19 protein-coding genes are annotated in these 23,918 nt (G+C 59.3%); 3 read left to right on the top strand and 16 right to left on the bottom strand.

Annotated elements, in window-relative coordinates; genetic code table 11:
- Positions 1-10 precede the first annotated feature (10 nt).
- The 14 genes from icmH to AC4LF3_RS19460 all read right to left on the bottom strand — a co-directional run bounded on the left by icmH (position 11) and on the right by AC4LF3_RS19460 (position 15,846).
- Positions 11-886 (bottom strand): type IVB secretion system protein IcmH/DotU, encoded by an 876-nt coding sequence (gene icmH, locus AC4LF3_RS19525; protein ID WP_010796282.1) that lies wholly within the window; start codon positions 884-886, stop codon positions 11-13.
- Between the two features lie 2 nt (positions 887-888).
- Positions 889-2,220 carry a type VI secretion system baseplate subunit TssK gene (gene tssK / locus AC4LF3_RS19520; RefSeq protein ID WP_150348408.1) on the bottom strand — a complete coding sequence of 444 codons (1,332 nt, stop codon included), beginning with the start codon at positions 2,218-2,220 and terminating at the stop codon, positions 889-891.
- 4 nt (positions 2,221-2,224) lie between these two features.
- A complete protein-coding gene (gene tssJ, locus AC4LF3_RS19515) occupies positions 2,225-2,698 on the bottom strand; it encodes a type VI secretion system lipoprotein TssJ (RefSeq protein WP_312271724.1) in 474 nt (157 codons plus the stop codon).
- A gap of 5 nt (positions 2,699-2,703) precedes the next feature.
- Positions 2,704-3,921, bottom strand: a complete 1,218-nt coding sequence (gene tagH / locus AC4LF3_RS19510) for a type VI secretion system-associated FHA domain protein TagH (protein WP_010796279.1) — start codon at positions 3,919-3,921, stop codon at positions 2,704-2,706.
- A gap of 18 nt (positions 3,922-3,939) precedes the next feature.
- Positions 3,940-4,128, bottom strand: coding sequence for a type VI secretion protein (locus tag AC4LF3_RS19505; protein WP_404628663.1), 189 nt, complete (start codon positions 4,126-4,128; stop codon positions 3,940-3,942).
- A gap of 8 nt (positions 4,129-4,136) precedes the next feature.
- The gene (locus AC4LF3_RS19500; RefSeq protein ID WP_010796277.1) at positions 4,137-5,642 is read right to left on the bottom strand and encodes a sigma-54-dependent Fis family transcriptional regulator; all 1,506 of its coding nucleotides are present in this window, start codon (positions 5,640-5,642) and stop codon (positions 4,137-4,139) included.
- 10 nt (positions 5,643-5,652) lie between these two features.
- Positions 5,653-8,259, bottom strand: coding sequence for a type VI secretion system ATPase TssH (gene tssH / locus AC4LF3_RS19495; protein ID WP_312271728.1), 2,607 nt, complete (start codon positions 8,257-8,259; stop codon positions 5,653-5,655).
- Positions 8,260-8,270: 11 nt separating this feature from the next.
- Positions 8,271-9,278 carry a type VI secretion system baseplate subunit TssG gene (gene tssG / locus AC4LF3_RS19490; protein ID WP_434135221.1) on the bottom strand — a complete coding sequence of 336 codons (1,008 nt, stop codon included), beginning with the start codon at positions 9,276-9,278 and terminating at the stop codon, positions 8,271-8,273.
- Positions 9,242-11,059, bottom strand: a complete 1,818-nt coding sequence (gene tssF / locus AC4LF3_RS19485; RefSeq protein ID WP_312271729.1) for a type VI secretion system baseplate subunit TssF — start codon at positions 11,057-11,059, stop codon at positions 9,242-9,244. Before tssF ends, tssG begins: the two co-directional genes overlap by 37 nt.
- 9 nt (positions 11,060-11,068) lie before the next feature.
- The gene (tssE, locus tag AC4LF3_RS19480; protein WP_122041261.1) at positions 11,069-11,476 is read right to left on the bottom strand and encodes a type VI secretion system baseplate subunit TssE; all 408 of its coding nucleotides are present in this window, start codon (positions 11,474-11,476) and stop codon (positions 11,069-11,071) included.
- A gap of 11 nt (positions 11,477-11,487) precedes the next feature.
- On the bottom strand, positions 11,488-12,963 hold the full coding sequence (gene tssC / locus AC4LF3_RS19475) for a type VI secretion system contractile sheath large subunit (RefSeq protein WP_010796272.1): 1,476 nt from the start codon (positions 12,961-12,963) through the stop codon (positions 11,488-11,490).
- A 23-nt stretch (positions 12,964-12,986) separates the two neighbouring features.
- Entirely contained in the window at positions 12,987-13,493 is a 507-nt protein-coding gene (gene tssB, locus AC4LF3_RS19470) for a type VI secretion system contractile sheath small subunit (RefSeq protein ID WP_122041262.1), read from the bottom strand.
- A gap of 35 nt (positions 13,494-13,528) precedes the next feature.
- On the bottom strand, positions 13,529-15,091 hold the full coding sequence (gene tssA / locus AC4LF3_RS19465; protein WP_491836197.1) for a type VI secretion system protein TssA: 1,563 nt from the start codon (positions 15,089-15,091) through the stop codon (positions 13,529-13,531).
- Positions 15,092-15,447: 356 nt separating this feature from the next.
- Entirely contained in the window at positions 15,448-15,846 is a 399-nt protein-coding gene (locus tag AC4LF3_RS19460; RefSeq protein ID WP_037030601.1) for an acyl-CoA thioesterase, read from the bottom strand.
- Between the two features lie 539 nt (positions 15,847-16,385).
- Between AC4LF3_RS19460 and AC4LF3_RS19455 the strand changes: the two genes are divergently transcribed.
- Positions 16,386-17,696 carry an MFS transporter gene (locus AC4LF3_RS19455; RefSeq protein ID WP_010796267.1) on the top strand — a complete coding sequence of 437 codons (1,311 nt, stop codon included), beginning with the start codon at positions 16,386-16,388 and terminating at the stop codon, positions 17,694-17,696.
- Between the two features lie 24 nt (positions 17,697-17,720).
- Here AC4LF3_RS19455 and AC4LF3_RS19450 read toward each other — a convergent pair whose 3' ends face one another.
- Both AC4LF3_RS19450 and AC4LF3_RS19445 read right to left on the bottom strand, forming a co-directional pair.
- On the bottom strand, positions 17,721-18,899 hold the full coding sequence (locus tag AC4LF3_RS19450; RefSeq protein ID WP_491836196.1) for a M20 aminoacylase family protein: 1,179 nt from the start codon (positions 18,897-18,899) through the stop codon (positions 17,721-17,723).
- Between the two features lie 30 nt (positions 18,900-18,929).
- A complete protein-coding gene (locus tag AC4LF3_RS19445) occupies positions 18,930-20,237 on the bottom strand; it encodes an MFS transporter (protein WP_491836195.1) in 1,308 nt (435 codons plus the stop codon).
- A 298-nt stretch (positions 20,238-20,535) separates the two neighbouring features.
- Here AC4LF3_RS19445 and AC4LF3_RS19440 point away from each other — a divergent pair, with 298 nt between their 5' ends.
- Both AC4LF3_RS19440 and AC4LF3_RS19435 read left to right on the top strand, forming a co-directional pair.
- Positions 20,536-21,507, top strand: a complete 972-nt coding sequence (locus tag AC4LF3_RS19440; RefSeq protein WP_074820842.1) for a phosphate ABC transporter substrate-binding protein PstS — start codon at positions 20,536-20,538, stop codon at positions 21,505-21,507.
- Positions 21,508-21,635: 128 nt separating this feature from the next.
- Entirely contained in the window at positions 21,636-23,891 is a 2,256-nt protein-coding gene (locus AC4LF3_RS19435) for an ABC transporter permease subunit (protein ID WP_491836194.1), read from the top strand.
- Positions 23,892-23,918 lie beyond the last annotated feature (27 nt).

The raw sequence follows: 23,918 nt of genomic DNA, 5'->3' as shown, positions 1-23,918 counted from the left end.
ATCCCTGTCGTCACGTATTTGGCTCGGCCATCTTGGCCGTAGTCAGCTGCTCGTATGGCTGCAGCACGCTTTCGCGTTGCTCGCCCAATACCCAGGCGAAGCCACCGTATAACACACCCAGGCACATCAGGGTGAACAGGGCGACCAACCACCACGGAACAATGCGTACAAGGCTGCGGCGACCATCCTGCAAACCTTGCCAGTGGGGCGACAGCTCACGGGGAATATCGCCACGCAGCTGACGAATCTGCCGGTAAACGCTGTCGCGGATCGCTTCAAGTTCCAGCATGCCGCGGGGCAGGACCCGATACTTGCCCTCAAAACCCAATGCAAGACACAGGTACATGAGTTCAAGCATCTGGAGATGTTTGACGGGGTTGCGCGTCAGACGCTCCAGCAACTGGAAAAACTTCTCGCCACCAAAGGTCTCGTTGTGAAAGGTGCTCAGAAGGCTCATTTGAGACCATTCGCTTTCATTGCCCCACGGTGTTGTGACTACGGCTTCGTCGATGACGGTGCACAGCACATAACGCGCTGCCATGACCTGGCCGCTTTCAGCGCCTTCGCCAAAGGCTCGATGCTCGAACAGTTTGATGGCAGTCGTAAGGCGCTCTTTCAGGGCGTACAGGTCTTCGGCGTGATAGCTGTGCTTTAACTGAACTACTTCGGACAGCAGGCCGGAGGCGGCAGCAATTAGCGGGTTCACACTCAAGTTGAAGCTTTCCGCCGGACGCAGGCGGGCCGCATAAATCATCCGTTCTTCCAGCTGCTCAACGCGAGGCGAGTCGGCAAAATCGGTTAACGGATTGTGGGCCGAGCTCGCCGTACCCTGGCGGCTCAGCACAACGGTTTTATCATCCTGACCGTAATCGTGATCCTTGATCATCGTCAGCTCCTGACTGCCCAGAATTTGAGTTCGAGCCCGGGGAAATCACCGGACACGTGAATGGCGAAGCCGCCCGACTGCTCCAGTTGCGCCTGTTCGTCGGCGCTGAGTTCGAGGGCGAAGTAGGTTTTGCCGGAATGGAACGGAATCTGCCGCGGCGCAACGGGCATGGGCTTGATCCGGATGCCGGGCAGGTGCAGGTTGACCAGCTGGCGGATACGCTCGACCGGGCCGATCTTCAGATGAGCCGGCAGGCGCTGGCGTAGCTCTTCCGAGTCGCACTGCGCACTGGCCGCCAGCACGAAGGAGGCGGAGGTGATGAGACTGTGGTCGTGCAGTGGCGATACCTGAATTCCGTACTGACGTTGTTGCAGGATCAGTTCGACCGCATGTTGCTCCAGCACCATCGACAGGACATGGCGCAGCGAATCCATCAGCTTGCGAAAGCTCTGTGCCTGATCGCTGTGCTGATAGCGGTTATCCAGACGCGGGCGCTTGGTTTCGTTCGAGAAGGTGGCCAGTTCACCTAGAAGACCAAGTAATTCGCGGAAGATTGGTTCAGGATGCAGCTGCTCAAGTGTGAGGTAGTGGCGCAGGGTCGGCTCGTAGCGGTTGATCAGCTGGAGCATCATGAAGTCGCCTACTTCCGCGGTGCCTACCTTGCCGGTGGCGCGGATACGCTCGGCCAGGATATCGCCCCGGTGGGCCAGCATGCTGATGACTTCTTTCAGGCAGGACAACAGGTAGTCCGAAGCATGAACATGAAGATAGGTTGGGGTGAAGTCGCCATCCAGGCTGATGACGCCATCCGGCGTCGTGTCCAGTACTTCGCAGACCTTGAGTCTGACGAAGGCTTCATCATTGGATCGCTCGCCAAGCAGCAGCTTGAAGTCCGGGCGACCGCAGCTGACCTGACTGATAATGCTCTCGCCAGCGTTCGAGTCAGCCACTTCCGCCTCATAGGCGCGGTAGCGAGCCAACACATCCTTCTGCTCGGGACGGCGTGTCTCGACATGGTTGCCCGTGACCAGCGGCAGGGCCAGATACACAGAGGTGCTGCTGGTATTGGCGGGAATGTCCAGTGCCAGGGGCTCGCCCTCACTGGTCAGCTCAAACAGCGTGCCGTCCGGCAGAACGCCGGAAGCCTGACTGATCACGAGTTTGCCCATGCTCAGAAACTGGCGATCAATGACCAGATTGAAGAAACCCCAGGCATAGCTGCCCAGTTGGCGTGTACGTGCCTTCAATTGATCATCGTGATACCGATCGCTTTGCTGGAAGTGCTGTGGACGCAGCAGCATACCTTCCTGCCAGATCACTTTATGTGCAGTCATGGGATCAGTCCTTGGCCTTTTTTTCAGGCGCGGCGGAGTGAATGCCTTCGGCATCCAGGGATAGATCCGCACGGGTGATCTGCTTGGCCGGAACTTCAATCACGTAGCGCCATTGGGTTTCCGGTAGATCACGGTACGCCGCCAGTACACCAACATAGCGGCTATCGTTCTGGACGGATAATTTTAGGTCACGTTTCTCGCCCGGGCGCAGCTCGATCTCTTCGGAGGCGACCAGATCCGGCGACAGCGCTTCGCGCGGGCGCTCATACAGCGAGAAGAAGTCCGCGTTCTGGAAGGCAACCGGATGCTTGAGTTCGATCAGACGGATCACGATCGGCGAAGGACGACCATTGAGGTCCGGGTTCAGGGTGTCGCTACCGGACAGGCTCAGGTCAAGCTTGGACATGTCGGAGCTCAGGGACGAGCAGCCTGTCAGGGTCATGGTGGCCAGCAAGGCCAGGGGAGCGAAGCGGATCATGGGTTTCATCCTTGAAAATCGGTGTTGAGCGTTGCGATCAGACGGACCTGCTCTTCATAGGCAGTAGCGAAATCGCGGGCGAACAGGCGCTCGCTCCAGTCTCCATCCTGACGCAGGCTGTGGTGATGACGACGATATGCACGCCAGCGGCTGCCGGCGGTAGCGAATAGAGGTTTGCGGCCCTCGCGCTCGAACCGCAGGGTCAGCTGCTCAGGGTCCAGTTGATCCAGCGTCGCCTTGACTACCGCCCGACTGGCAGCAAGCAGGGCAACCTGATGAGCCTGAAGATCCCGGTAGGCACGGGTGATGGCCTGATCTGCCGGTAGCTGGCCGGGCTTGTCGCCCTTGAGCATATGTCCCAGCGTTTCGGTGCTGTCAGCGCCGTGCTTGAGCGGGTTATTACCGGCACTCTGAACGGTCGTGAGGGACAGGCGCAGCTCGTTCTTCACCTCGCTGCGGGTGCGCAGGGTTTGTTGCAGCCCATTCATGCTCTGACGCAGCAGACGCGCCGCATTGAGGGCCAAGGCTTCGCGTGCTTCGTCGTCCAGGCTGGACAGATCCAGGCCAAGCGCCTGACCGTAGCGGTCCCAGAACTCCTGTGATTGCCGCTTGGGTGGCGCCGCCCGTACCGGTTCCGGCTGTGGTACTACTTCCGGCTCAGGTATGGGAATCAGCTTGGGTACGGTCAGGCTTTCCATATCGACACGGGCATAGTCGGCACGGGATTCATCGACACGCGGACTTACCAGGCTGGATAACTCGTCGGGCTCCGTATAGCCCTGATCCTGACGGTCGAGAGCCGTAAGCGGGTCCAGTTCGAGAAAGGCATCATCCGGGATCAGACCATTGGCGCTGTTTGCCGGCATGGGGCGGCCCAGGTCCAGATCGAAGCGCGAAGGGTCTTGCAGGAGGCGGGCACGGATTTCGAAATCGCCCAGGCAGAACGTGTTGCCGTGTTCGATACGATGGGGCTGGCCTTTGACCAAGCGGGCGCCGTTATCCTTGAGCGTGATGCCGTTGCTGCTGGTATCCGTGAGATAGAACGCGTCGTCACGGTAGCTGACCAGTGCATGGTGGCCGGACAGGACGCGATTACGATCCGGGATCACCCAGTCGCTGTCCTCGGCGCGGCCAATGATGCCGCCGACCTGTTTGAAGGTTCGCGTCGACAACATGCCGGGTACGAATTGCTGGGCGCTGACCAGATCAAAAACCAGTTCCATGGTGATGTACTCCTTGCGTCAATTGCCGCGGTTGAGTGCTTTCGGGTCGCCAAGCGGGCGATAGTCCTTATCGGTGCTCTTGGGGTTGCTGGAGCAGCCAGCCACGCCCAGCGTCAGGGTCAGTAGAGCGGCGATCCAGAGTCGAATGGGCATGTTGGCTACCTCAAGTGATGCGTTGTAGGGGTGTGAAATGGGCAAAACGGGCATGGACCGGCTCATAGGTCAGTCGGGCTGATATTCAGCCGCTCCATGCGGTACAGCAGCGTGCGGCGTGGCAGGCCGAGCTCACGGGCGGCGTGGGTCTGGTTGCCGTTGTTCTTGCGCAGGCAGTCAATGACGAGTCCGCGCTCCAGCTGGTCCATCCGCTCGCGCAGGGTCAGGCCGACTTCCGGGGTCGTCTCCTGGCGCAGCGGAAAATGCTCGGGCCGCAGCTCGTTGCCATCGCACAGCAGAACCGCGCGCTCGACGAGGCCTTTGAGTTCCCGAACATTGCCTGGAAAGGCATAGCCTGCCAGACGATCCAGGGCGGCTTCTGTCCAGCGGCAGGGCTCGCGCTGCAAAAAGGAGCAGGCGTTCTCGGCAAAATGGCGGGCTAGCCGGGGAATATCATCGCCACGCTCACGCAGTGCTGGCAGCTCGATGGGGAAGTGCGTAAGACGGTAATACAGATCCTCGCGGAAATTGCCCTGTAGCACCTGGTTGTAAAGATCGCGATGGGTCGCGGCAATGATGCGAACATCGACCTTGTGTGTCTCGGTAGAGCCGAGCGGGCGTACTTCGCCTTCCTGTAAGACGCGCAGAAGCTTGGCCTGGAGCGTCAACGGCATATCGCCGATCTCGTCCAGGAACAGGGTGCCGCCATTGGCAGCGTCAAACAGGCCCTGGCGATCCCGGTCGGCACCGGTAAAGGCCCCTTTGCGGTAGCCGAACAGCTCGCTTTCGAGCAGATTTTCCGGCAGTGCCGCACAATTCTGAACTACGAACGCCTGAGTACGGCGAGCACCACAGTCATGAATCGCGCGGGCAACCAGTTCCTTGCCTGTGCCGGTTTCGCCGGTCAGTAATACCGTGACCGGGTTATGCAGCACCTTACCGATCAGCTGGTATACGCCACGCATCGCGACACTGTCACCGATCATGCCGTATCCACTGGCGCACGGCTTGACCGACTCGACTACCGGAGCGGTTTCCGGCTCGGATGTCTGCAGGCGCTGCAACAGGTTAAGCTGAGCGATGGCAAAGGTGCCCAGCGGCGAGAGCAGGCCACTCAGGGTCTCCAGGTCGCGGGTACGGTGTGTCGCGCACACCATGACACCTTGTACGCTGCCTTGTGCATCGGCCAGCGGCAGGCACAGCAGGCTTTTCCAGGTATAACCTGCTGGTAGAAAATCGACGGCATGCAGGCTGGGGTGAAGCTCGGTCAGAGCCAGCGGGCGATTCTGGAACAGGCAGTACTGCAACAGCTGGCCGTCGTAATCGGCGGGCAGGCTATCGTCGTGGCAGGACTGACGCTGCTCATCCAGCCAGGCTGCTGACAGGTTCAGCGACGTATGCGTGGCGTCCAGAAGATACAGCTGACAGAGATCAGCCTGAGAGAGCTGGGCAGCCGCTTCGATCAGCTCTCCCAGTAAGCTGTCGCGACTGGCCTCCTGTGCCAGACGCGCGAAGCGCTGAAGCAACACTTCGGTCGGGCGCAAGGGCTGAATGGCTTCGGGAAGCATTGCGACCACCTCAGGCAAACTCACACATGACCGCACCATCGCCATCCAGCGTGGCGTGTACGCGGGTCAATGTTTCCCCTGCCGCCATGGCTTCCAGCAAACGGTCGGCAATGCGGGGTAGCAGGTGCTGATCAAGCAGGTGATCGATCAGGCGGGCGCCACTGTCGCTTTGGGTGCAGCGTTCGGTCAGATGATTGACCAGCGCTTCACTGTGGCTCACCGTCAATTGACGACGGGCCAGACGCTGGCCAAGGCGCTCCAGCTTCACGCCTACCAGCTCACGCAGCACGTCGCCACCTACGGGGTAGTAGGGGACAACGCGCATACGGGCCAGCAAGGCCGGCTTGAAGTGGCGGGTCAGTGCAGGGCGAATGGCCTGTTCCAGCTCATCGACGGGTGGACGCTGGCCCTCTTCGCACAGGCTGGCGATACGGTCGCTGGCCAGGTTGGAGGTCAGCAGGAAGAGGACATTGCGGAAATCGATCTCACGGCCTTCGCCGTCATTGGCAACGCCTTTGTCGAAGATCTGATAGAACAGGTTCAGGACGTCCGGATCGGCTTTTTCGACTTCATCCAGCAAGACGACAGAATAAGGCTTCTGACGTACAGCCTCGGTCAGCATGCCGCCTTCGCCATAGCCTACATAGCCGGGCGGTGCGCCGATCAGACGAGAAACCGTGTGCTTTTCCTGGAATTCGGACATGTTGATCACGGTCAAGAAGCGCTCGCCACCATACAGCAGGTCCGCGAGACCCAATGCCGTTTCGGTCTTGCCTACGCCGCTGGGCCCTACCAGCAGAAATACGCCGACAGGTGCATCGGGATTGTTCAAACCCGCAGCGGCTGCGCGCATGGCCCGATTGAGCACCTCAATGGCCTGACTCTGGCCGCGAACGCGTGCGCCCAGATCATCGGCGAAGCGGGCAACCTTCGTATTGTGCTCGCGAGCCAGCTGGGACAGGGGTACGCCTGTCCAATGACTGATCACCTCGGCTACCAGGCGCGGGCAGACTTCAAAGCTGACCAAGCGCTCTTCCGCCTGGGCGGCTGAAAGCTCAGCTTGAACGGCTGCCAGCTCCTGCTCCAGCGCGGGCAGGTCAACTTCTTCGGCTGTATCGCTTTCGGCAGCTATGCTGCCTTGCTTCATGCGTGCTTCAGCGCATTGCTGGCGAAGCGTCAAAAGGCGAGTGGCCAGATCACGCTGGGTGCTCCAGCGCGTCTCCAGTTGCGCCAATTCGTCCTGGGCTTCCGCCAGACGGTCTTGCAGACGGTTCAATGCTTCTCCGTCAATGGCAAGGCCGGACTCCTGATCACGGCTCAGCGCAGCAAACTGGCGCTCGCCCTGGGCGATTTCGCTGCGTAGGCGCTCGACGGCTTCTGGCGCAGCGGCCAAGCTGATACGGACTCGGGCGCAGGCAGTGTCGAGCACATCGACCGCTTTGTCGGGTAGCTGACGTCCGGCCAGATAGCGTGCGGACAGCTCCGCAGCAGCTACGACGGCATCGTCACGCAGGTAGATGCCATGACTTTTCTCATAAACGGAAGCCAGGCCGCGCAGGATGGTAACGGCTTCTGTAACGGTCGGCTCCAGCAGCTTGACCGGCTGGAAACGGCGCGCCAGGGCCGGGTCCTTTTCGAAATACTTCTTGTACTCGCTCCAGGTCGTGGCGGCCACGGTGCGCAGTTCGCCACGCGCCAGCGCAGGCTTCAACAAGTTAGCCGCATCAGAGCCACCTGCCTGGCCGCCGGCACCAATCAGTGTGTGGGCTTCGTCAATGAAGAGAATGATCGGTTTGGGCGACGCTTTGACTTCATCAATCACGCCTTGCAGACGGCGCTCGAATTCACCTTTGACGCTGGCGCCAGCCTGTAGCAGGCCCAGGTCCAGGGATAGCAGCTCGACGCCTTTGAGGGCTTCCGGCACTTCACTGGCGGCGATACGCAGCGCCAAACCTTCGACGATAGCAGTCTTGCCCACGCCCGCTTCGCCCACCACGATGGGGTTGTTCTTGCGGCGACGGGCCAGGATATCGATCATCTGGCGAATGGATTCATCGCGGCACAGGACTGGATCGAGCTTCCCATCACGGGCCTGCTGCGTGAAGTTATGGGTAAAGCGTGCCAGGAAGGACTCACCGGAAGCCGCTTGTGCCGAGGCAGCCTGCGGTTTCTGGGACTGGGCATAGTCGCGTAGACGCTCGGCATCAAGCTTGGCGATTAAGGGCTGGTACTGCGTACCCGCATAACGCATCGGATTGCGCAGCAGAGCCAGGATAAGCGCGGCGGGGTCGATGTGGCTCTGACCCAGCTCCAGGCTGGCCACTAGCAGGGCATCCTGAAGCCACTGCACCAGCTCCGCTGAAAAGACCGGATTACGGGACTCGCTGGCTTCTCCGCGAGGTTGCAGAGTGCGCGCCAGCTCACCCGATTCGATGCCTGCATCCTGCAGGGCGCGAGCCAGCAAGCTGTCGGTACGCTCCAACAGATTTAGCATCAGGTCTTCGACCAGGATCTTGCTGCCCCCACGGGTCAGGCAGCGTTGGGCGGCCTGTTCCAGGTCGCGGCGGGTGTCGGCATCCAGTGCCTGTACCAACTGTTGCAGGTCAACGTTGATCATGTCATCAGTCCTTAATGAGTCTTGCCGGCCAGCGTTACGACGCCGTCCGCATGTTCATGGCCAAGCCAGCTGGTCCAACCCAGGCGGCAAGGGTTATCGGCGCCAAGCCGCAGCTCGCGGATGGCATCGGTGCGCAATTCCAGACGCAGGTCGTAGTCCAGCGGATCGCGCAACGTAAAGCGCACCAAGGCGCATAGCGGCGCATAACCTGCGCCAATGGGAAGAAATTCGTGGAAGCGGTTCCAGTCCAGCTCGCGGATATGAATACGAAACTTGCCGCTGCGATCACGCACCTGCTGCCCCAGCACCAGGTTCTCACCTAGGGTGCTGTTGCCCAGGCCCAGGCGGTTCTGTTGATCGGTAGAGATCTGCACCTGACGCTCGATGCACTGCTCGATATGCATGGCGGCATGCTTGAAGTAGTAGCGCAGCACCGCTTCGATCAGTGCCGCCGAGTGGGCGCGCAGGCTCAGCAGGCCCAGATAGGGCAGCAGGCGCTTCCAGTTGAGTTCCTGCGACTGGCGAATCGTCTCGCCACGCAGGCCGATCAGGGCGAACAGCTGTGCGGAAAAGTTATCCACAGCGCCACGCTGGAAGCTGGCGTTGTATCGATATTTACGCCAGATCGGCAGCAACAGGCGCTGGAAGCGATGATTGAAAAGATCCAGAAACTCGCGGGTCGGATTACCGGAGGGGCCATCCCCCAATGCCTGTTCGCTATAAAATGCAGGCAAGGGCGAGCCGGCACCCGCCAGGCTGACCAGGTTCAGGCGCATCCGCGCGCGCATCTCACCGTCTTCTTCGAAGAACTCGATACGATCGATATCGCTACCCGGAAAACCCAGGCTCGGGTTGGCCTGAAATTCGAGGCGGTCGTAGAGCGCTTCGTCATCCAGGCCGGGATTGTTCTGTCTAAGCTTTTCCAGTACCCGCTGTATGCCCTGGAAGAGGGTGTACTCACGGATACCGCAGCTCAGCGAGCTCAAAGCAAGGGCTGTTGCCCCATGCGCGGCGTCCATTGGTACACCTCTCCTTGTGTGCTTTTCACGCGCAGCTCATGGTAGGAATTGAGGCTGGCGTACAACGCGAAAAATTCATTGAGGACCGAGGCGAAGACAAACAGATCGCCTTCGCCCAGAAAGCCTTCCGGGTCCATGGTCAGCTCGGTGCTGATACCGCGAACGGGTAGTCCACGGTGGAGTCGGTCAACCGGCTTGTGGCTGATGCTTTTTAGGGCACCTAACTGGCGACGGCTGATCTTTTCCGCATGCTGGTCGTAGTAGCGCGGCAGGTCGTAAGTTTCGAGAATCACCTTGAGCGCCTCTACATCGGAGAGCGACAGGTAATTCAGCGACATATTGGAAATGAGCTTCCACAGGAAATCACGCGATAGGGGCGGCGCATAGCATGGCGTCGCGGTAGTGATATTGCGAAAGCTCAAGAACTCCGGCGTGTCTTCGCTAGGCAGGCAGATGTCGCCCAGCTTGAGCTGCAACGGCAAGTTCTGGTTGGTGCAGACAAGCTCGATAGACAGCGTCTCGTGACGCTCCTGGGCTACGGCATCACCAAAGCGACTGCCTGACTCTTGGATGCCAAACGATAGATACGTGTCGACGCCGTCATGCAGGATCGAGGTGCGCTGGCGCACGCTGTAATGCGGGCGCGCCTTGGGCACATCGAAGCTTGCATCGTGCTCGAAAGATTCGAACGGCACATAGTCTTCATAGCCCATGCCGCCGGGTCGCCAGCCGGTCACGCGCTCAACGGAATAGACGCCGCAGTGCTCGGTATCGTATTCGGCCGGCAGCAACAGGTACTCGTCCTGCTTGCCATCCAGGCGGATGGGGAGGGCGTCATGGTTGAACAGGTTTACGATCGGCGTGCAATAGAGGCGTACGTTGTCACGGGTGGGGCGAAGACGCTGGCTGCCCACCTTGCGCAGATCGAAGCGTAGCTCCAGGCCGCGCGTCTTCTTGATGATCTCTTGAGGCAGCGCATTGACGATGCTCAGCCCATCAAGCTCGACAAACAGGAACTTGTCCTGAAAGGCAAAGTACTCCTGCAGGAAGCGGTAACCCCGAAAAGTATTGTGCGGGTAAGGAATCAGCGCTTCTTCCTCGTCGACGCCTACTGCACGCAGGCGGTCAGCCCCCAGCTTGAACTGGATCGGCGTATCGTCGGGAGACTTGACCGGCTTGTTGTCGGCATCCAGCGGTATCAGCTGGACACCTTCCAGATGACGCAGCAGTGCCAGGTACAAGGTCTGGCTGATGTAACGCTCACCGGCCAGATGCAGGCGTAGGCGTTTGAGGCCGATATCGCCCAGGTGGCCTTCGGCACTCAGGGTCAGGCGCAGGTTGAGCAGGGCACCTTCGCCTTTAGCGGAATACTCCAGTGCGGACAGGTCCAGCGGTAGCACGTCCGTAGCAAAACAGGTCCGGAAGCGGCAGCTTACGTCCTGTACCGGACGCGCTTCCACTGGCGTGTTGCGTGCAACGGTAATGGCTCCGCCGGGACGCTTGAGCGGGTCGAACTGAAGCATGCTGAACGCCGGTAGCGGACGCATGTAGTTTGGCCACAGCAGATGCATCAGGGAGTGGGTCAGCTCTGGCAACTCGTCGTCGAGCTTCTGGCGCAGGCGTCCGGTCAAAAAGGCAAAACCTTCCATCAGGCGCTCGACATCCGGATCCCGGCCGCTCTGACCCAGGAACGGTGCCAAGGCCGGGCTGCGCTCGGAGAAACGCTTGCCCAGCTGCCGTAGCGCGGACAGCTCGCTCTGGTAATAGTGGTTGAACGACATGTGCTTTCCTTAGCTGACCTTCACTTGTCCGCTGCCATCCAGGCGTGCGGTAAAACTGACCTGCTTCTTGATCCCGTCCACGTCCAGCCAGCCTTCGAGAATAAAGCTCAGGGTCAGCGGATCATGACTACGGGGCAGGGATAACACTCGAACGCTGGATAAACGGGGCTCGTAGGCGTCGATAAAACGTTCGATAGCGACACGCGCCTGATTCAGCGAATCATGCAGGGACAGGCGCATGTCGTTCAGATCGGGCAACCCGTAGTCGGGCTGCGTCTGCACGCTGCCCGCACGGGTGCTGAGCATTTTGGCCAGATGAGAGGCGACCGAGGCCGTAACGGCTTGCTCCCGGGTCAGGCGGGCACGTTGATCCGCTTCCCCGGAAAGACGCTCGAACAGACTGCCGTAGCTCATCACCTGGCTCCTGCTCACTCTTTGTCCAGCTTGCCAACCAGGGACAGCGTGAAATCCGCGCCCATGTACTTGAAGTGCGGACGCACACTCAGGCCGACACGGTACCAGCCCGGCTCGCCATCCACCTCGGTGACCTTGATGCTGGCTGCGCGCAGAGGTCGGCGACCGCGAACCTCAGCACTGGGGTTTTCCTGGTCGGCCACGTACTGACGGATCCACTTGTTCAGCTCAAGCTCAAGGTCGGTACGTTCCTTGGTGCTGCCCAGCTGCTCGCGCTGCAGGACTTTCAGGTAGTGCGCCAGACGGCTGACGATGAACAGGTAGGGCAGTTGGGTGCCCAGCTTGTAGTTCATCTCGGCGTTCTTGCCTTCTTCGCTGTTACCAAAGAACTTCGGCTTCTGTACGGAGTTGGCAGAGAAGAATGCCGCGTTATCGCTACCCTTGCGCATGGTCAGCGCGATGAAGCCTTCCTCGGCCAGCTCGTACTCGCGGCGATCGGAAACCAGCACTTCGGTCGGAATCTTGGTCTCGATTTCACCCATGCTTTCGAAGTGATGCAGGGGCAGGTCTTCTACCGCGCCACCGCTCTGGGGGCCGATGATGTTCGGACACCAGCGGAATTTGGCGAAGCTGCTGGTCAAGCGAGTCGCGAAGGCATACGCGGTGTTGCCCCACAGGTAATGCTCGTGGCTGCTGGAGACGTTTTCCTTGTAGACAAAGCTCTTGACCGGGTTTTCTTCCGGGTCATAGGGCGTACGCAGCAGGAAGCGGGGCAGGGTCAGGCCTACATAACGGGAGTCTTCCTGCTCGCGGAAGCTCTGCCACTTGGTGAACTGAGGACCTTCGAAGTGATCTTTCATATCCTTCAGATCGGGCAGGCCCGTGAAGGCTTCCAGGCCAAAGAACTTGGGACCGGCTGCCGCAACGAAGGGCGCATGTGCCATGGCCGCAACGCTGGCCACATGCTGCATGGTCTTCACGTCCGGAGAGCTCGGGTCGAAGAAATAGTTGGCAATGATCGCGCCAACCGGCTCGCCACCGAACTGGCCGTATTCGGCTGTATAGATGTGCTTGTACAGGCCGGACTGAACGATTTCCGGCGAGTCCTCGAAGTCTTCCAGCAGGTCCTGCTTGGATACGTTCAGGATCTCGACCTTGTTGTTCTCACGGAAATCGGTGCGGTCGACCAGCATCTGCAGACCACGCCAGGAGGACTCCAGCGATTGGAACTCGGCGTGGTGAAGGATTTCGTCCATCTGGCGGCTGAGCTTGGCATCGATCTCGGCGATCATGCGGTCGACCAGGGCCTTCTTGACCGGCTCTTTTTCGTTCTGCGGCTTGAGCAGCTCTTCGATGAAGGCAGATACGCCACGCTTGGCGATGCCATAGGCTTCGTCATCTGGCGTGAGCTTGGTCTCGGCGATGATGCGGTCAAGAATGCCGGCTTCGCCTGTTACTTGAGTCGCTTCGAGAGCGGTATTGGTACTCATCTGAACTCTTCCTTGTCCTTGGTTCAAGCGTCCTGGTCGGCTTTGGCGGCCAAACCGAGTTCGCCCAGTACGCGTTCGCGGGAGTCATCGTCCGCCAGTACGCTTTCGATGGCCTTGCGGAAAGCAGGGGCGTTACCCAGCGGGCCTTTCAGCGCGACGAGGGCATCACGCAGTTCCATCAGTTTCTTCAGCTCCGGCACCTGATCCACGATGTTGGCAGGGTTGAAGTCCTTCATCGTATTGATGTTCAGGCTGACGCCCAGCTCTTCACCTTGCGCATCATCCTGCAGGCGGTTCGGTACGCTCAGGTTCAGCGTCAGTTCCTGTTTGCCCAGGACTTCATCGAAGTTGTTCTTGTCGATGCTGATCGGCTTGCGATCCTCGACCTTGCGATCGTCTGCGCGCTGGGTAAAGTCGCCCAGAACCATTAGCTTCAGAGGCAGTTCCTGTTCTTCCTGAACATTGCCAGTGGCGGGTTTGAAGGTGACGTTGATGCGTTCCTTGGGGGCTACCGAGCCTTCTTTGGCCATGGCATTTCTCCTTTCTGTGTAAAGGCCGTGCGGCCTCAATCAAGTACCACTTCGAGATCGATGTGGCACAACCTGCGGTAAAGCTCGTCCTTGTAGTCTCGTACTCCAGGGTTCTGAGGCAGCAGTTCGCAGCACTGATAGAGCAGCTGCAAAACCTCCAGGGCGAGTTCGGGTTCCCAGTCGGCCAGACCGCTGCGTTGCAGGGTCTCGTCGAGTGTTTGCAATTGGGTCTTGGCCAGGTCGTATTTCTTGGCCTGGAAGCAGAGGCGGGCGAGGGTGAGTTGCCAGAAAAATCGCTCACGGCCGCCTTGTGCGGTGGTCATGCCCTGCTTGAGTGTCTGAACCGCCTTCTTGAGGCCACCCTTTCGCAGGGTAGGCAGCAGTGCAGCCAGTGCTTCGTCCCAGGCGGGACGATTATTGCCACTATTCGAAGCCGCCTCGCGTGGCGCGCTGGGAGCCTGGGTATGTGGGATGACATGGGCGCTGATCCAGGCGCGTGTTTCGGCATCGGCAAAGGGCTGACCGTCATGGAAGCGCAGCTCCACGATGCCAGGTACGCGGGCCAGAAAGAGGGCGAAGGGCATTTCGACTTCCCTCAGGGAGGCTTCAGCGCCTAGTGCCTGTAGGCATTCCCAGGCCAGGCGTTGCCCATCGAACCAGAAGGGTGCACGTGCCAGGCTGGCCTCCAGATCCACCAGCAATTCAGCATACTGACCTTGCTCGAAACGCTCCTTATAGGAGGCGATCTTGTCGGTGGGAAGTCCACGAAGCGCCGTGATCTGTTCGGCGTTGTGCTCGGGTACGCTGTCGATGCCCAGCCACAGCAGGGCACGATTCAGACGTAGCGGACGAATGTCCGTCGCCTTTTGCCGGGTCCACCAGGTGCACAGGTGACGAGCGCTGTCCTGCTGGGCGCGAAGGGCCTTATGGGCATCCCTGTCGTTTTCGATCGGCCCGGTTGGCACGTTGGATGAAGACGAAGCCAGCGTGGGTGCAACCGAAGGGGCGTTGGATGCTGTCGTTGGGGTCGCCGTCTGACCGGCACGCTTTACCTGATCGTCTACCCGCCGGCACAGCGGCAGTAACAAGGGAGCCTCTTCGCCTAGATGTGTGGACAGGCAGGCATCCAGTGCCTTCAGGTGCTCTATCAGTTGCTGGAACAGCGGGAGCTGTTCGGAGGTTGGCGCGCAGTCCGACAGTACAGGCTCCAGACGCGTCAGCAGCCAGCCCAGGGCCGCACCGCGCGTACGTACCTTGCGTGGATGTAGCGCATCCCAATGCTGGGTGCACAGGGCATGAAGCAAGGCGATACCTGCCTGCAAGCCCGTGAAGCGCTCGCGCTGATACAAGGCCCAGACCAGCCAGGCGGCTACACGCAGGTCTTTGGATTGGGTACGCAGCAGTGCTTCGCTGCCGTCACAAATCATCTGCCAATCGATCTGGCCGCTTTGATGAAGGGAAGAGGCTTTGGCTAGCTCGGCTTCGAGCTGTTCATACTCGCTGGAATATCGCGCGTCCTCGCCGCCGAAGTTGCCCGCTTCGATGGGCTGTTCGGCCAGGGCCAGATAATGCGTAGCGAGTGAACTGGAGAACGTCATTCCGTGACCTTGCTGAAGCATCCATTGCTTTAGGGGGAGCGATAGTGAGCGGCCATCCAGGCCAATCGTCCCCACGAAATTCTGTGCAATTCATTGCACAGCTCGATGTGCAGCAAATTGCGCACATGAGTAATGGTGCGCATCCTAAAGAGCGAAGCCCTCTAGAACAAGGCGGCAAATGTGACCGTTTGAACATTTAGAAGAATTGATGACCCAGCGGTATTTGTTACCGAGACGAACGGTTACCTGTAGCAACCGTTGCGTCTAGAGTGGGGCAATCTGCTACCAAGCGTGACGTGCTTTGCGTAGGGCGCTGTACATGAACCACCCATGGCTGACCGCATTTTTCGCAGAATCTAGCGGCGAGGAACGGAGCGGGTACGGCCGCTGCCGTCGATGGCGACAAAAACGAAAGCGGCTTCGGTCACCTTGCTCCATTCGTTGGAGAGAGGGTCATCGCTCCAGACTTCAACCATCATGCGAATCGAACTGCGGCCGACTTCCAGCGCCTGGGTATAGAAGGAAAGCTGTGCACCCACCGGAACCGGGACGAGAAATGCCATGCGGTCGATGGCAACCGTGGCGACGCGACCCTGAGCGATTCGACTGGCCATGGACGTGCCGGCCAGGTCCATCTGGGCGACGAGCCAGCCGCCATAGATATCGCCAAACCCGTTCGTTTCGCGTGGGAGTGCGGTGATCTGCATAGCCAGATCGCCTTGAGGTATTGGATCTTCTTGTTCGAGTTCTTCAATCATGCGCGGGGCGCCCCTGGAGCCCTTTTCAATTTTGATGGCTGGGAGACCTTTTAAAGCAAGAATATGGCCAACCTGACCGGGCGTGTCGAATGTCGTCTGATCCTGGGCAGTATATAGACTGTGCCAGTCAGGTACGACAGGGTGTTGACAGTTTAAATAAATTCGCCGAACGGCTTGGGCGTCGGTATTTGAATTTGATATCGTGCAGGTTTGCACATGACAGACCCGACCGGGCCGTGTCATGGCTACACAGGTGATGGTTTGCGTTCAACCGGTTCGGGCCAGGTTCGCAATGTTGTCCACAAGATGACGGAGCGAACGTATCACGGCCCAGTGCTCACACGGCTTTTCATTTCCCTGGTTCTCGCTCTTGTATTAATGTCTCGTCTCCGCCTCGTGCGGATTTACGGCCTCCCTGCTTAACTAGGGGAGACGTTCACCGGTGTAGCTCGAACCTGTGTGCGGGAAAACCCTGCTTGTCCAGGTTCCACGGTCTAGCGCGAACGTGTGCATATAATTCTAACGAGACTTGAGCCATGAGACCGCAATCCCATTCCGCCTTGCCCGAATCACGCCCGTTAGGGCGCAGTGACTATAAGACCCTTTCCCTGTCCGCCTTGGGTGGCGCGCTCGAATTTTACGACTTCGTGATCTTCGTGTTTTTCGCCGCCGTAGTAAGCAAGTTGTTCTTTCCTGCCGAGATGCCCGAGTGGCTGCGCCAGATCCAGACCTTCGGCATCTTTGCCGCGGGCTATCTGGCACGTCCACTGGGGGGCGTAATCATGGCCCACTTTGGCGATCTCTTGGGACGCAAGAAGATGTTTACGCTCAGCATCTTCATGATGGCGCTGCCCACGCTGGGCATGGGCCTGATGCCAACATACGCCCAGATCGGCATTGCTGCACCGCTGCTACTATTGCTGTTGCGCATCATCCAGGGGGCTGCCATTGGCGGTGAGGTGCCGGGTGCGTGGGTGTTCGTGGCCGAACATGTCCCGAACCGCCACGTAGGCTATGCCTGCGGTACGCTGACGGCCGGGTTGACCTTTGGCATCCTGCTCGGCTCGCTGATGGCGACGCTGATCAATACCGTATTTACGCCCGTTGAAGTGCACGATTATGCGTGGCGTTTTCCTTTCCTGATCGGTGGCGTATTCGGATTATTTTCGGTGTATTTACGCCGTTGGCTGCATGAGACCCCGGTCTTCGCCGAGCTTCAGCTACGCAAGTCGCTGGCCAGTGAAGTGCCGCTCAAGGCGGTCCTGCGTGATCACCGGGGAGCCGTTGTCGTATCCATGCTGCTGACCTGGATGCTGACCGCCGGTATCGTGGTCGTTATTCTCATGACGCCCACGCTGTTGCAGACTCAATATGGCTTCTCTGCTGCGGTAGCGCTCAGAGCCAATAGCTTGGCAATCGTGTTCCTGACCGTGGGTTGCATCATATCGGGCTCGCTGTCTGACCGCTTTGGCAGCGGACGGATCTTTTTGATCGGCGGTGCGCTCCTGGGAATCATATCCTGGACGATGTACGCCAGCCTAAAGACGCATCCGGAATGGCTGTTCCCGCTGTATGCGCTGGCAGGCTTGTCGGTTGGAGTGATCGGGAGCGTACCGCGTGTCATGGTACTGGCGTTCCCGGCCGAGGTACGTTTCTCGGGCCTGTCGTTCTCCTATAACCTGGCCTATGCCATCTTTGGCGGCCTGACGCCGATGATCGTGACGCTGATGCTCAAGCAGCACCCTTTGGGGCCGGCCTATTACGTGGTCGGCCTGGCCATTCTGGGCATGCTGGTGGGCGCCTGGCTGCTTAGCCAGGAGCGCCGTGTCGTACCGGTTGCGGCCTGATCCTTCGCGTACTCGAACGCTGCCTCAGACGAGGTAGCGTTCGGCAAGCTTGGCCCAGTAGCGTGCCCCAATGGGCAGCAGGGCGTCATTGAAGTCGTAGGCGGGGTTGTGCAGGCTGGCGCTGTTGCCATTGCCAATGAACAGATAACACCCCGGACACCGCTCAAGCATATAGGCGAAATCCTCGCTGGCGCTGATAGGCGCAAAATTCGGCACAATGGACTGGCTGCCAAAACACTCTTCTGCCACTGATCGTGCAAACGCAGTTTCCTGGGTATGGTTGACCAGTACCGGATAGCCGCGACGGTAATCCAGCTGAGCAGTCGCGCCAAAGCTTTCCGCCTGGGCCTGGGTAACCGCGCGGATACGCTGCTCCAGCTGATCACGCACGCTGTTGCTGAAGGCGCGAATCGTCAGCTTCATGTCTACCGCATCGGGAATGACGTTATTGGCATGGCCGCCACGAATACTTCCTATGCTGATGACTGCTGTTTCCAGCGGATCGATATTGCGCGACACGATGCTTTGCAACGCCATGATTGTCGATGCACTGGCGACAACAGGGTCGACGGCCTTGTGCGGTACGGCGCCATGACCACCCTGGCCGACAATACGCAGGTCGGCAGTATCGGCGGAGGCCATGGCCGGTCCTTCTACAAAGCAGAAGTGGCCGGCCGGTACACCCGGCATGTTATGGAAGCCAAACACGGCATCGCAGGGAAAGAGGTCGAATAAGCCGTCTTCGATCATCCGCAATGCGCCGCCAAGTCCTTCCTCGGCCGGTTGAAAAATCAAATGAAGGGTGCCGTCAAAAGCACGTGTCTCAGCCAGATAGCGGGCCGCTGTCAGCAGGGTTGTGGTGTGACCGTCATGCCCGCAGGCGTGCATCCGGCCGGCATTGGCACTGGCATAGGGCAGACCGGTGGCCTCTACAATGGGCAGGGCGTCCATGTCTGCGCGGATGCCAAGTCGCTTACTGCCCGAGCCGACTTTGAGCGTGCCGACCACGCCCGTGCCGCCCAGCCCCCGATGAACTTCATACCCCCAGGCGCTTAGCGAGGCGGCTACCAGGTCGCTGGTGCGATGCTCCTCGTAGCCCAGCTCAGGATGCTGGTGGATATCCCGCCGGAGATTGACCATGTCGGGCAGAAAGTCTTCGATTCTCAAGGCGGCGTCGTCACGAAGAAGTGTATCGATAGGCATTTGGATTCCTCTTGTTTGCGCGTGGCGAGATCAGTCGAGGTGGCGCTCCTGGAAGGCCAGTAGGCCAGCCAAACCGATGCATAGCATGCTGATCAGGTACCAGGCAGGTGCCAGTGGAGCTTGTGTGACTTGCAGCAGCCAAGTCACGATGAACTGTGCCGTGCCACCGAACAGGGTGACGCCGATGGCATAGGTCATGGCAAGACCGGTCGCTCGGACCGGGCGGGGCAGGGACTCGCGGATAAGCAGTAGACCGGCCGTCATGTTCATGCCAAGAGCGGCAACGACGATCAGGCGGCACAGCAGAGCCAGCCCCTGTGTATCGGGTGAGTCCAACCAGGCAAAGGCAGGGTAGATAGCCAGAATGGCAACCACCAGGGCAACAGCGGCCAAACGTTTGTGGTGGCCGAAGTGGTCGGCCGCCAGCCCTGCGAACAGGGCGGATATCATCAGGACAGCACTGCTGGCGGTACCCATCCAGTAGGCCGTTGTGGCTGAAAGGTGCGAGACCCGGGTGGTGTACGTCGGCATGTAGAACAGGATGATGTAGGTCATCAGCGTGGCCGACATGATGATCAAAAGACCCAACAGGAAGCCCCGGGTATGACTGCGCAGAAAAGCCATGACCGGGGCGGCTTCTGGCTTGTCAGCGCTTTGTGGCTGGTAGGTTTCATCAACGTGGGCTCGGATGTAGAGGCCAACCGGAATAATCAGTAGACCGATCAGAAAGGGTACGCGCCAACCCCAGCTATGCAGCGCCTCTTCGCTGAGCGAGCCGTGCAGGATCGCAGCCAGCATAGCGCCCAATAGGGAGCTGCCGCCCTGGCTGATGACCTGCCAGCTGACATAAAAGCCGCGCCGACCCCGGCTGGCTGATTCCAATAGTAACGCGGTGGCTGCCCCAATCTCGCCACCGGCTGAGAAGCCTTGTAACAGACGCCCCACCACTAGAAGCAGGGGTGCGAAAATCCCGATCTGGGCATGGGTAGGCGTCAAGGCGATAAACAGGCTGCCCAATCCCATGAGCAGAATGGTCAGCAGCATGGCCGCCTTGCGTCCGGCACGGTCGGCATAGGCACCCAGGACCATGCTGCCCAGGGGGCGCATCACAAAGCCAACGCCAAAGACAGCAACGGCCATGAGCAGCGAGCCGTAGGGTGTATCCGAGGGAAAGTACAACTGGCCGATGAGACTGGCGAAAAAACTGAAGACGGTAAAATCGAACATCTCTAGCCCGTTACCCAGGCTGGCAGCAGCGATCAGTTTGGCGCGGGGGAGTGGGGCGGCGACTGCCGATGGCGTAACGGAGGCGGCGTGCGAAGGAAGCGCATGAGCCATGGGGTATCTCCTTGGACGGCCAGAGGTCGATAGCTAGGCAAGCAAGGTTCGCGCCGGAGGGTGTCAACACGCTGAAAGTGGCCCGATCGGCTAGAAACTGAGGGAAGAATCTGTGCTGTACAGGCGCCTGAGCACAGCAGGCAGGCGCTACGATGGTGCACTGTGCACCTAATAGGATGGGCGCGGCGGCCTATGGGCTTGGGTGCGTCACAATATGTTCATATTTTGGTCATATAGTGGCTCAATGCCCACTTATCGCTAATGGGCGCCACCCAATCATTCTTGCAAGGAATGTGGTATGAGATTCAAAAGGCTGATGGCCGCCATGACGTTTGCCGCTGTGGGACTCAGCGCAACGACTGCTGTAGCGGCCATCGACCCGGCGCTTCCGGATTACCAGAAGGCCAGTGGGGTATCGGGTAACCTGTCCAGTGTCGGTTCGGATACTCTCGCGAACCTCATGACTCTGTGGGCCGAGACCTACAAGCGCAATTATCCCAGTGTAAACATTCAAGTGCAGGCGGCCGGTTCCTCGACGGCCCCTCCAGCCCTGACCGAGGGTACTTCCAACCTGGGACCAATGAGTCGCAGGATGAAGGATTCTGAGGTTCAGGCGTTCGAGCAGAAATATGGCTACCGACCGACTGCGGTCCCGGTGGCAGTAGATGCGCTGGCGCTGTTTGTCCACAAAGACAACCCCATCAAGGGGCTGACTATCGAACAGGTGGATGCCATCTTTTCATCCACACTGCTCTGCGGTGGCAAACAGGACATCAGAACCTGGGGTGACCTGGGCATGACGGGCGAGTGGGCCAACCGGCCTATTCAGTTGTTTGGCCGAAATTCGGTATCCGGCACGTACGGATATTTCAAGGAAGAAGCGCTGTGCAAGGGCGACTTCAAGCCAAACGTGAATGAGCAGCCGGGCTCCGCTTCGGTCGTGCAATCCATTAGCCAGTCGCTCAACGGCGTCGGTTATTCCGGTATCGGGTACAAGACATCCAGCGTGCGGACCGTACCGTTGGCTAAAAGAGGATCGGATAAGTATGTGGAAGACACTGAGCAGAATGCCCTGAACGGTAGTTATCCACTGTCCCGCTTCCTTTATATCTATGTGAACAAGGCACCCAACAAGCCCCTAAGTCCGATGGAGAGCGAGTTCCTGAAGATGGTGCTGTCTAAGACAGGGCAAGAGGCAGTCGTGAAGGACGGTTATATTCCGATTCCGGCCAAGGTTGCCGAAAAAGCCAGGAAAGATCTGGGCTTCTGAGCCCGGCTTCTTTTACAGTTGCCCGCCCGTGTTCTGCACGGGTGGGCATTGGCATGTCTTATTACTGTCATCTGATTGTCATATCTCGTCTTTAGGCTCTGCGCGACGAAGGACCAGGCTTCCTATTCATGAACCAAACCCGATCCCCTGCACGCATCGATTTCGATACGCCTGCGATGCGTCGCAAGCGCCGCTGGCGAGCCAGCATGGATCGTTTCACGCGGTGGTACGTGCTGGTCGGTGGGTTGGCCGTGCTGGCGGCGATCACTCTGATCTTCTTCTACCTGGCCTATGTGGTCCTGCCGCTCTTCAAAGGGGCTACGCTGACAGCCGAGGCCGTACAGACACCTGCCTGGCTACAACAGGCCGGAGCGCCACTTGTACTTAGCGTGGAGGAACAGAACGAAGTCGGCATGCAGGTCACCCCGGCGGGCGATCTGGTCTTTTTCAGGGTCAAGGATGGTACGGAGCTGAGTCGGCAGGCTTTGCCGATTCCCTCGGGTACTCAGGTGGTTTCGGTTGTCCAGGACCTGGTCAAGCCGGTGCTGGCACTAGGGCTCTCCAATGGGCGGGCACTGCTGGTCCGGCACATCTATAAGTCGACTTATCCTGAAAACAAGCGGGTCATCGTGCCTCAGGTCGATTATCCCTACGGGCCGGCACCGGTCGTGGTCGATCCTGAGGGGCGCGCCCTGGAGCATCTGAGCCTGACGGCAGGCGAAGGCGAGTTGACCCTGGCCGCGTCCAATGCATCCGAACTATTGGTGTTCAAGCTGACCCGTACGGAAGACATGCTGACGGGCGAAACCACCCTTGAGCAGCAGCGAATCGACTTGCCTCGCCTCTCACAAACGGTGCAGGCGTTGCATCTGGACCCTCGGGGTCAATGGCTGTATGTGATTAATGGGCGCTCGGCAGCAGATGTTTTTGATCTGCGCGACCGCACCCTTAATGGTCATTACAGACTGATCGATGATGCGCATAACCAGGTTACCGTGACGGCGCAGTTGCTTGGTGGAATTTCGCTGCTCGTAGGCGACGCCAAGGGAGGTATCAGCCAATGGTTCATGGCACGTGGCAAGGACGGCGAACCCCAGCTTCAGCATATTCGCACTTTCCATCTCAGGGACGCGCCGATCACGCAGATCGTGGCCGAGCAGCGGCGCAAGGGATTCATCGCACTGGATGAAAAGGGCAACCTGGGCGTTTTCCACAGCACCGCCGGGCGTACGGTGCTGGCCGAGAAGATCGCTGACGGCAACGGCCGGCTGGCGCTCTCGCCGCGGGCCAACCATGTCCTGCTTGAGCGTGACAGCCAGCTCATGAATTTCGTGCTGGACAATCCACACCCGGAGATCTCCTGGTCAGCCCTGTGGGGCAAGGTCTGGTACGAAAACTACGAAAAGCCGTCCTATGTCTGGCAATCCACCTCGGCAAGCAATGACTTCGAGCCCAAGCTGAGCTTGGCACCACTGACCTTTGGTACGCTCAAGGCCGCGTTCTATGCCATGCTGCTGGCGGCCCCGCTGGCTATTGCTGCCGCGGTCTACACCGCGTATTTCATGGCGCCGCGCATGCGCCGCAAGGTCAAGCCGGTCATTGAACTGATGGAAGCGCTGCCTACAGTGATTCTGGGCTTTTTCGCCGGTCTGTTCCTGGCTCCTTATGTAGAGGGTCATCTGCCAGGCATTTTCAGCCTGATCCTGCTGGTACCGATCGGTATTGTCCTGGCAGGGCTTGTGTGGTCGCGGCTGCCTGAATCCATTCGCTTCCGCCTGCCCGACGGCTGGGAAAGCCTGCTGCTTATTCCTGTGGTGCTGCTTACAGGCTGGTTTGCGCTGAGCATGAGCCCTCATCTGGAAACCTGGTGGTTCAATGGTGATATGCGTTTGTGGCTGCATGAGCACCACATTACCTATGACCAGCGCAACGCCTTGATCGTAGGCCTGGCGATGGGGTTTGCCATCATCCCGAATATCTTTTCCATTGCCGAAGACGCCATTTTCAGCGTGCCGCGCAGCTTGACCTACGGTTCGCTGGCGCTGGGCGCAACGCCGTGGCAGACCCTGACCCGGGTCGTGATCCTGACGGCCAGCCCAGGCATTTTCTCAGCCTTGATGATCGGTCTGGGGCGTGCCGTGGGCGAGACCATGATCGTACTGATGGCTACCGGTAACACCCCCATCATGGATGCCAATATCTTCGAAGGTATGCGGACCCTGGCGGCCAACGTGGCGGTGGAAATGCCGGAGTCGGAGGTTGGCGGCACGCATTACCGCGTGCTGTTCCTGGCGGCACTGGTGCTGCTTTCCTTCACCTTCGTGATGAATACGCTGGCAGAAATGATCCGTCATCGACTGCGTAAGAAATATGCCTCGTTGTAAGCGCTGCCGTGGCGGCTGTAGCACCCT

It is taken from the genome of Pseudomonas sp. C2.3V (assembly GCF_058536325.1).
This window is presented reverse-complemented; position numbering and strand designations above follow the sequence as displayed.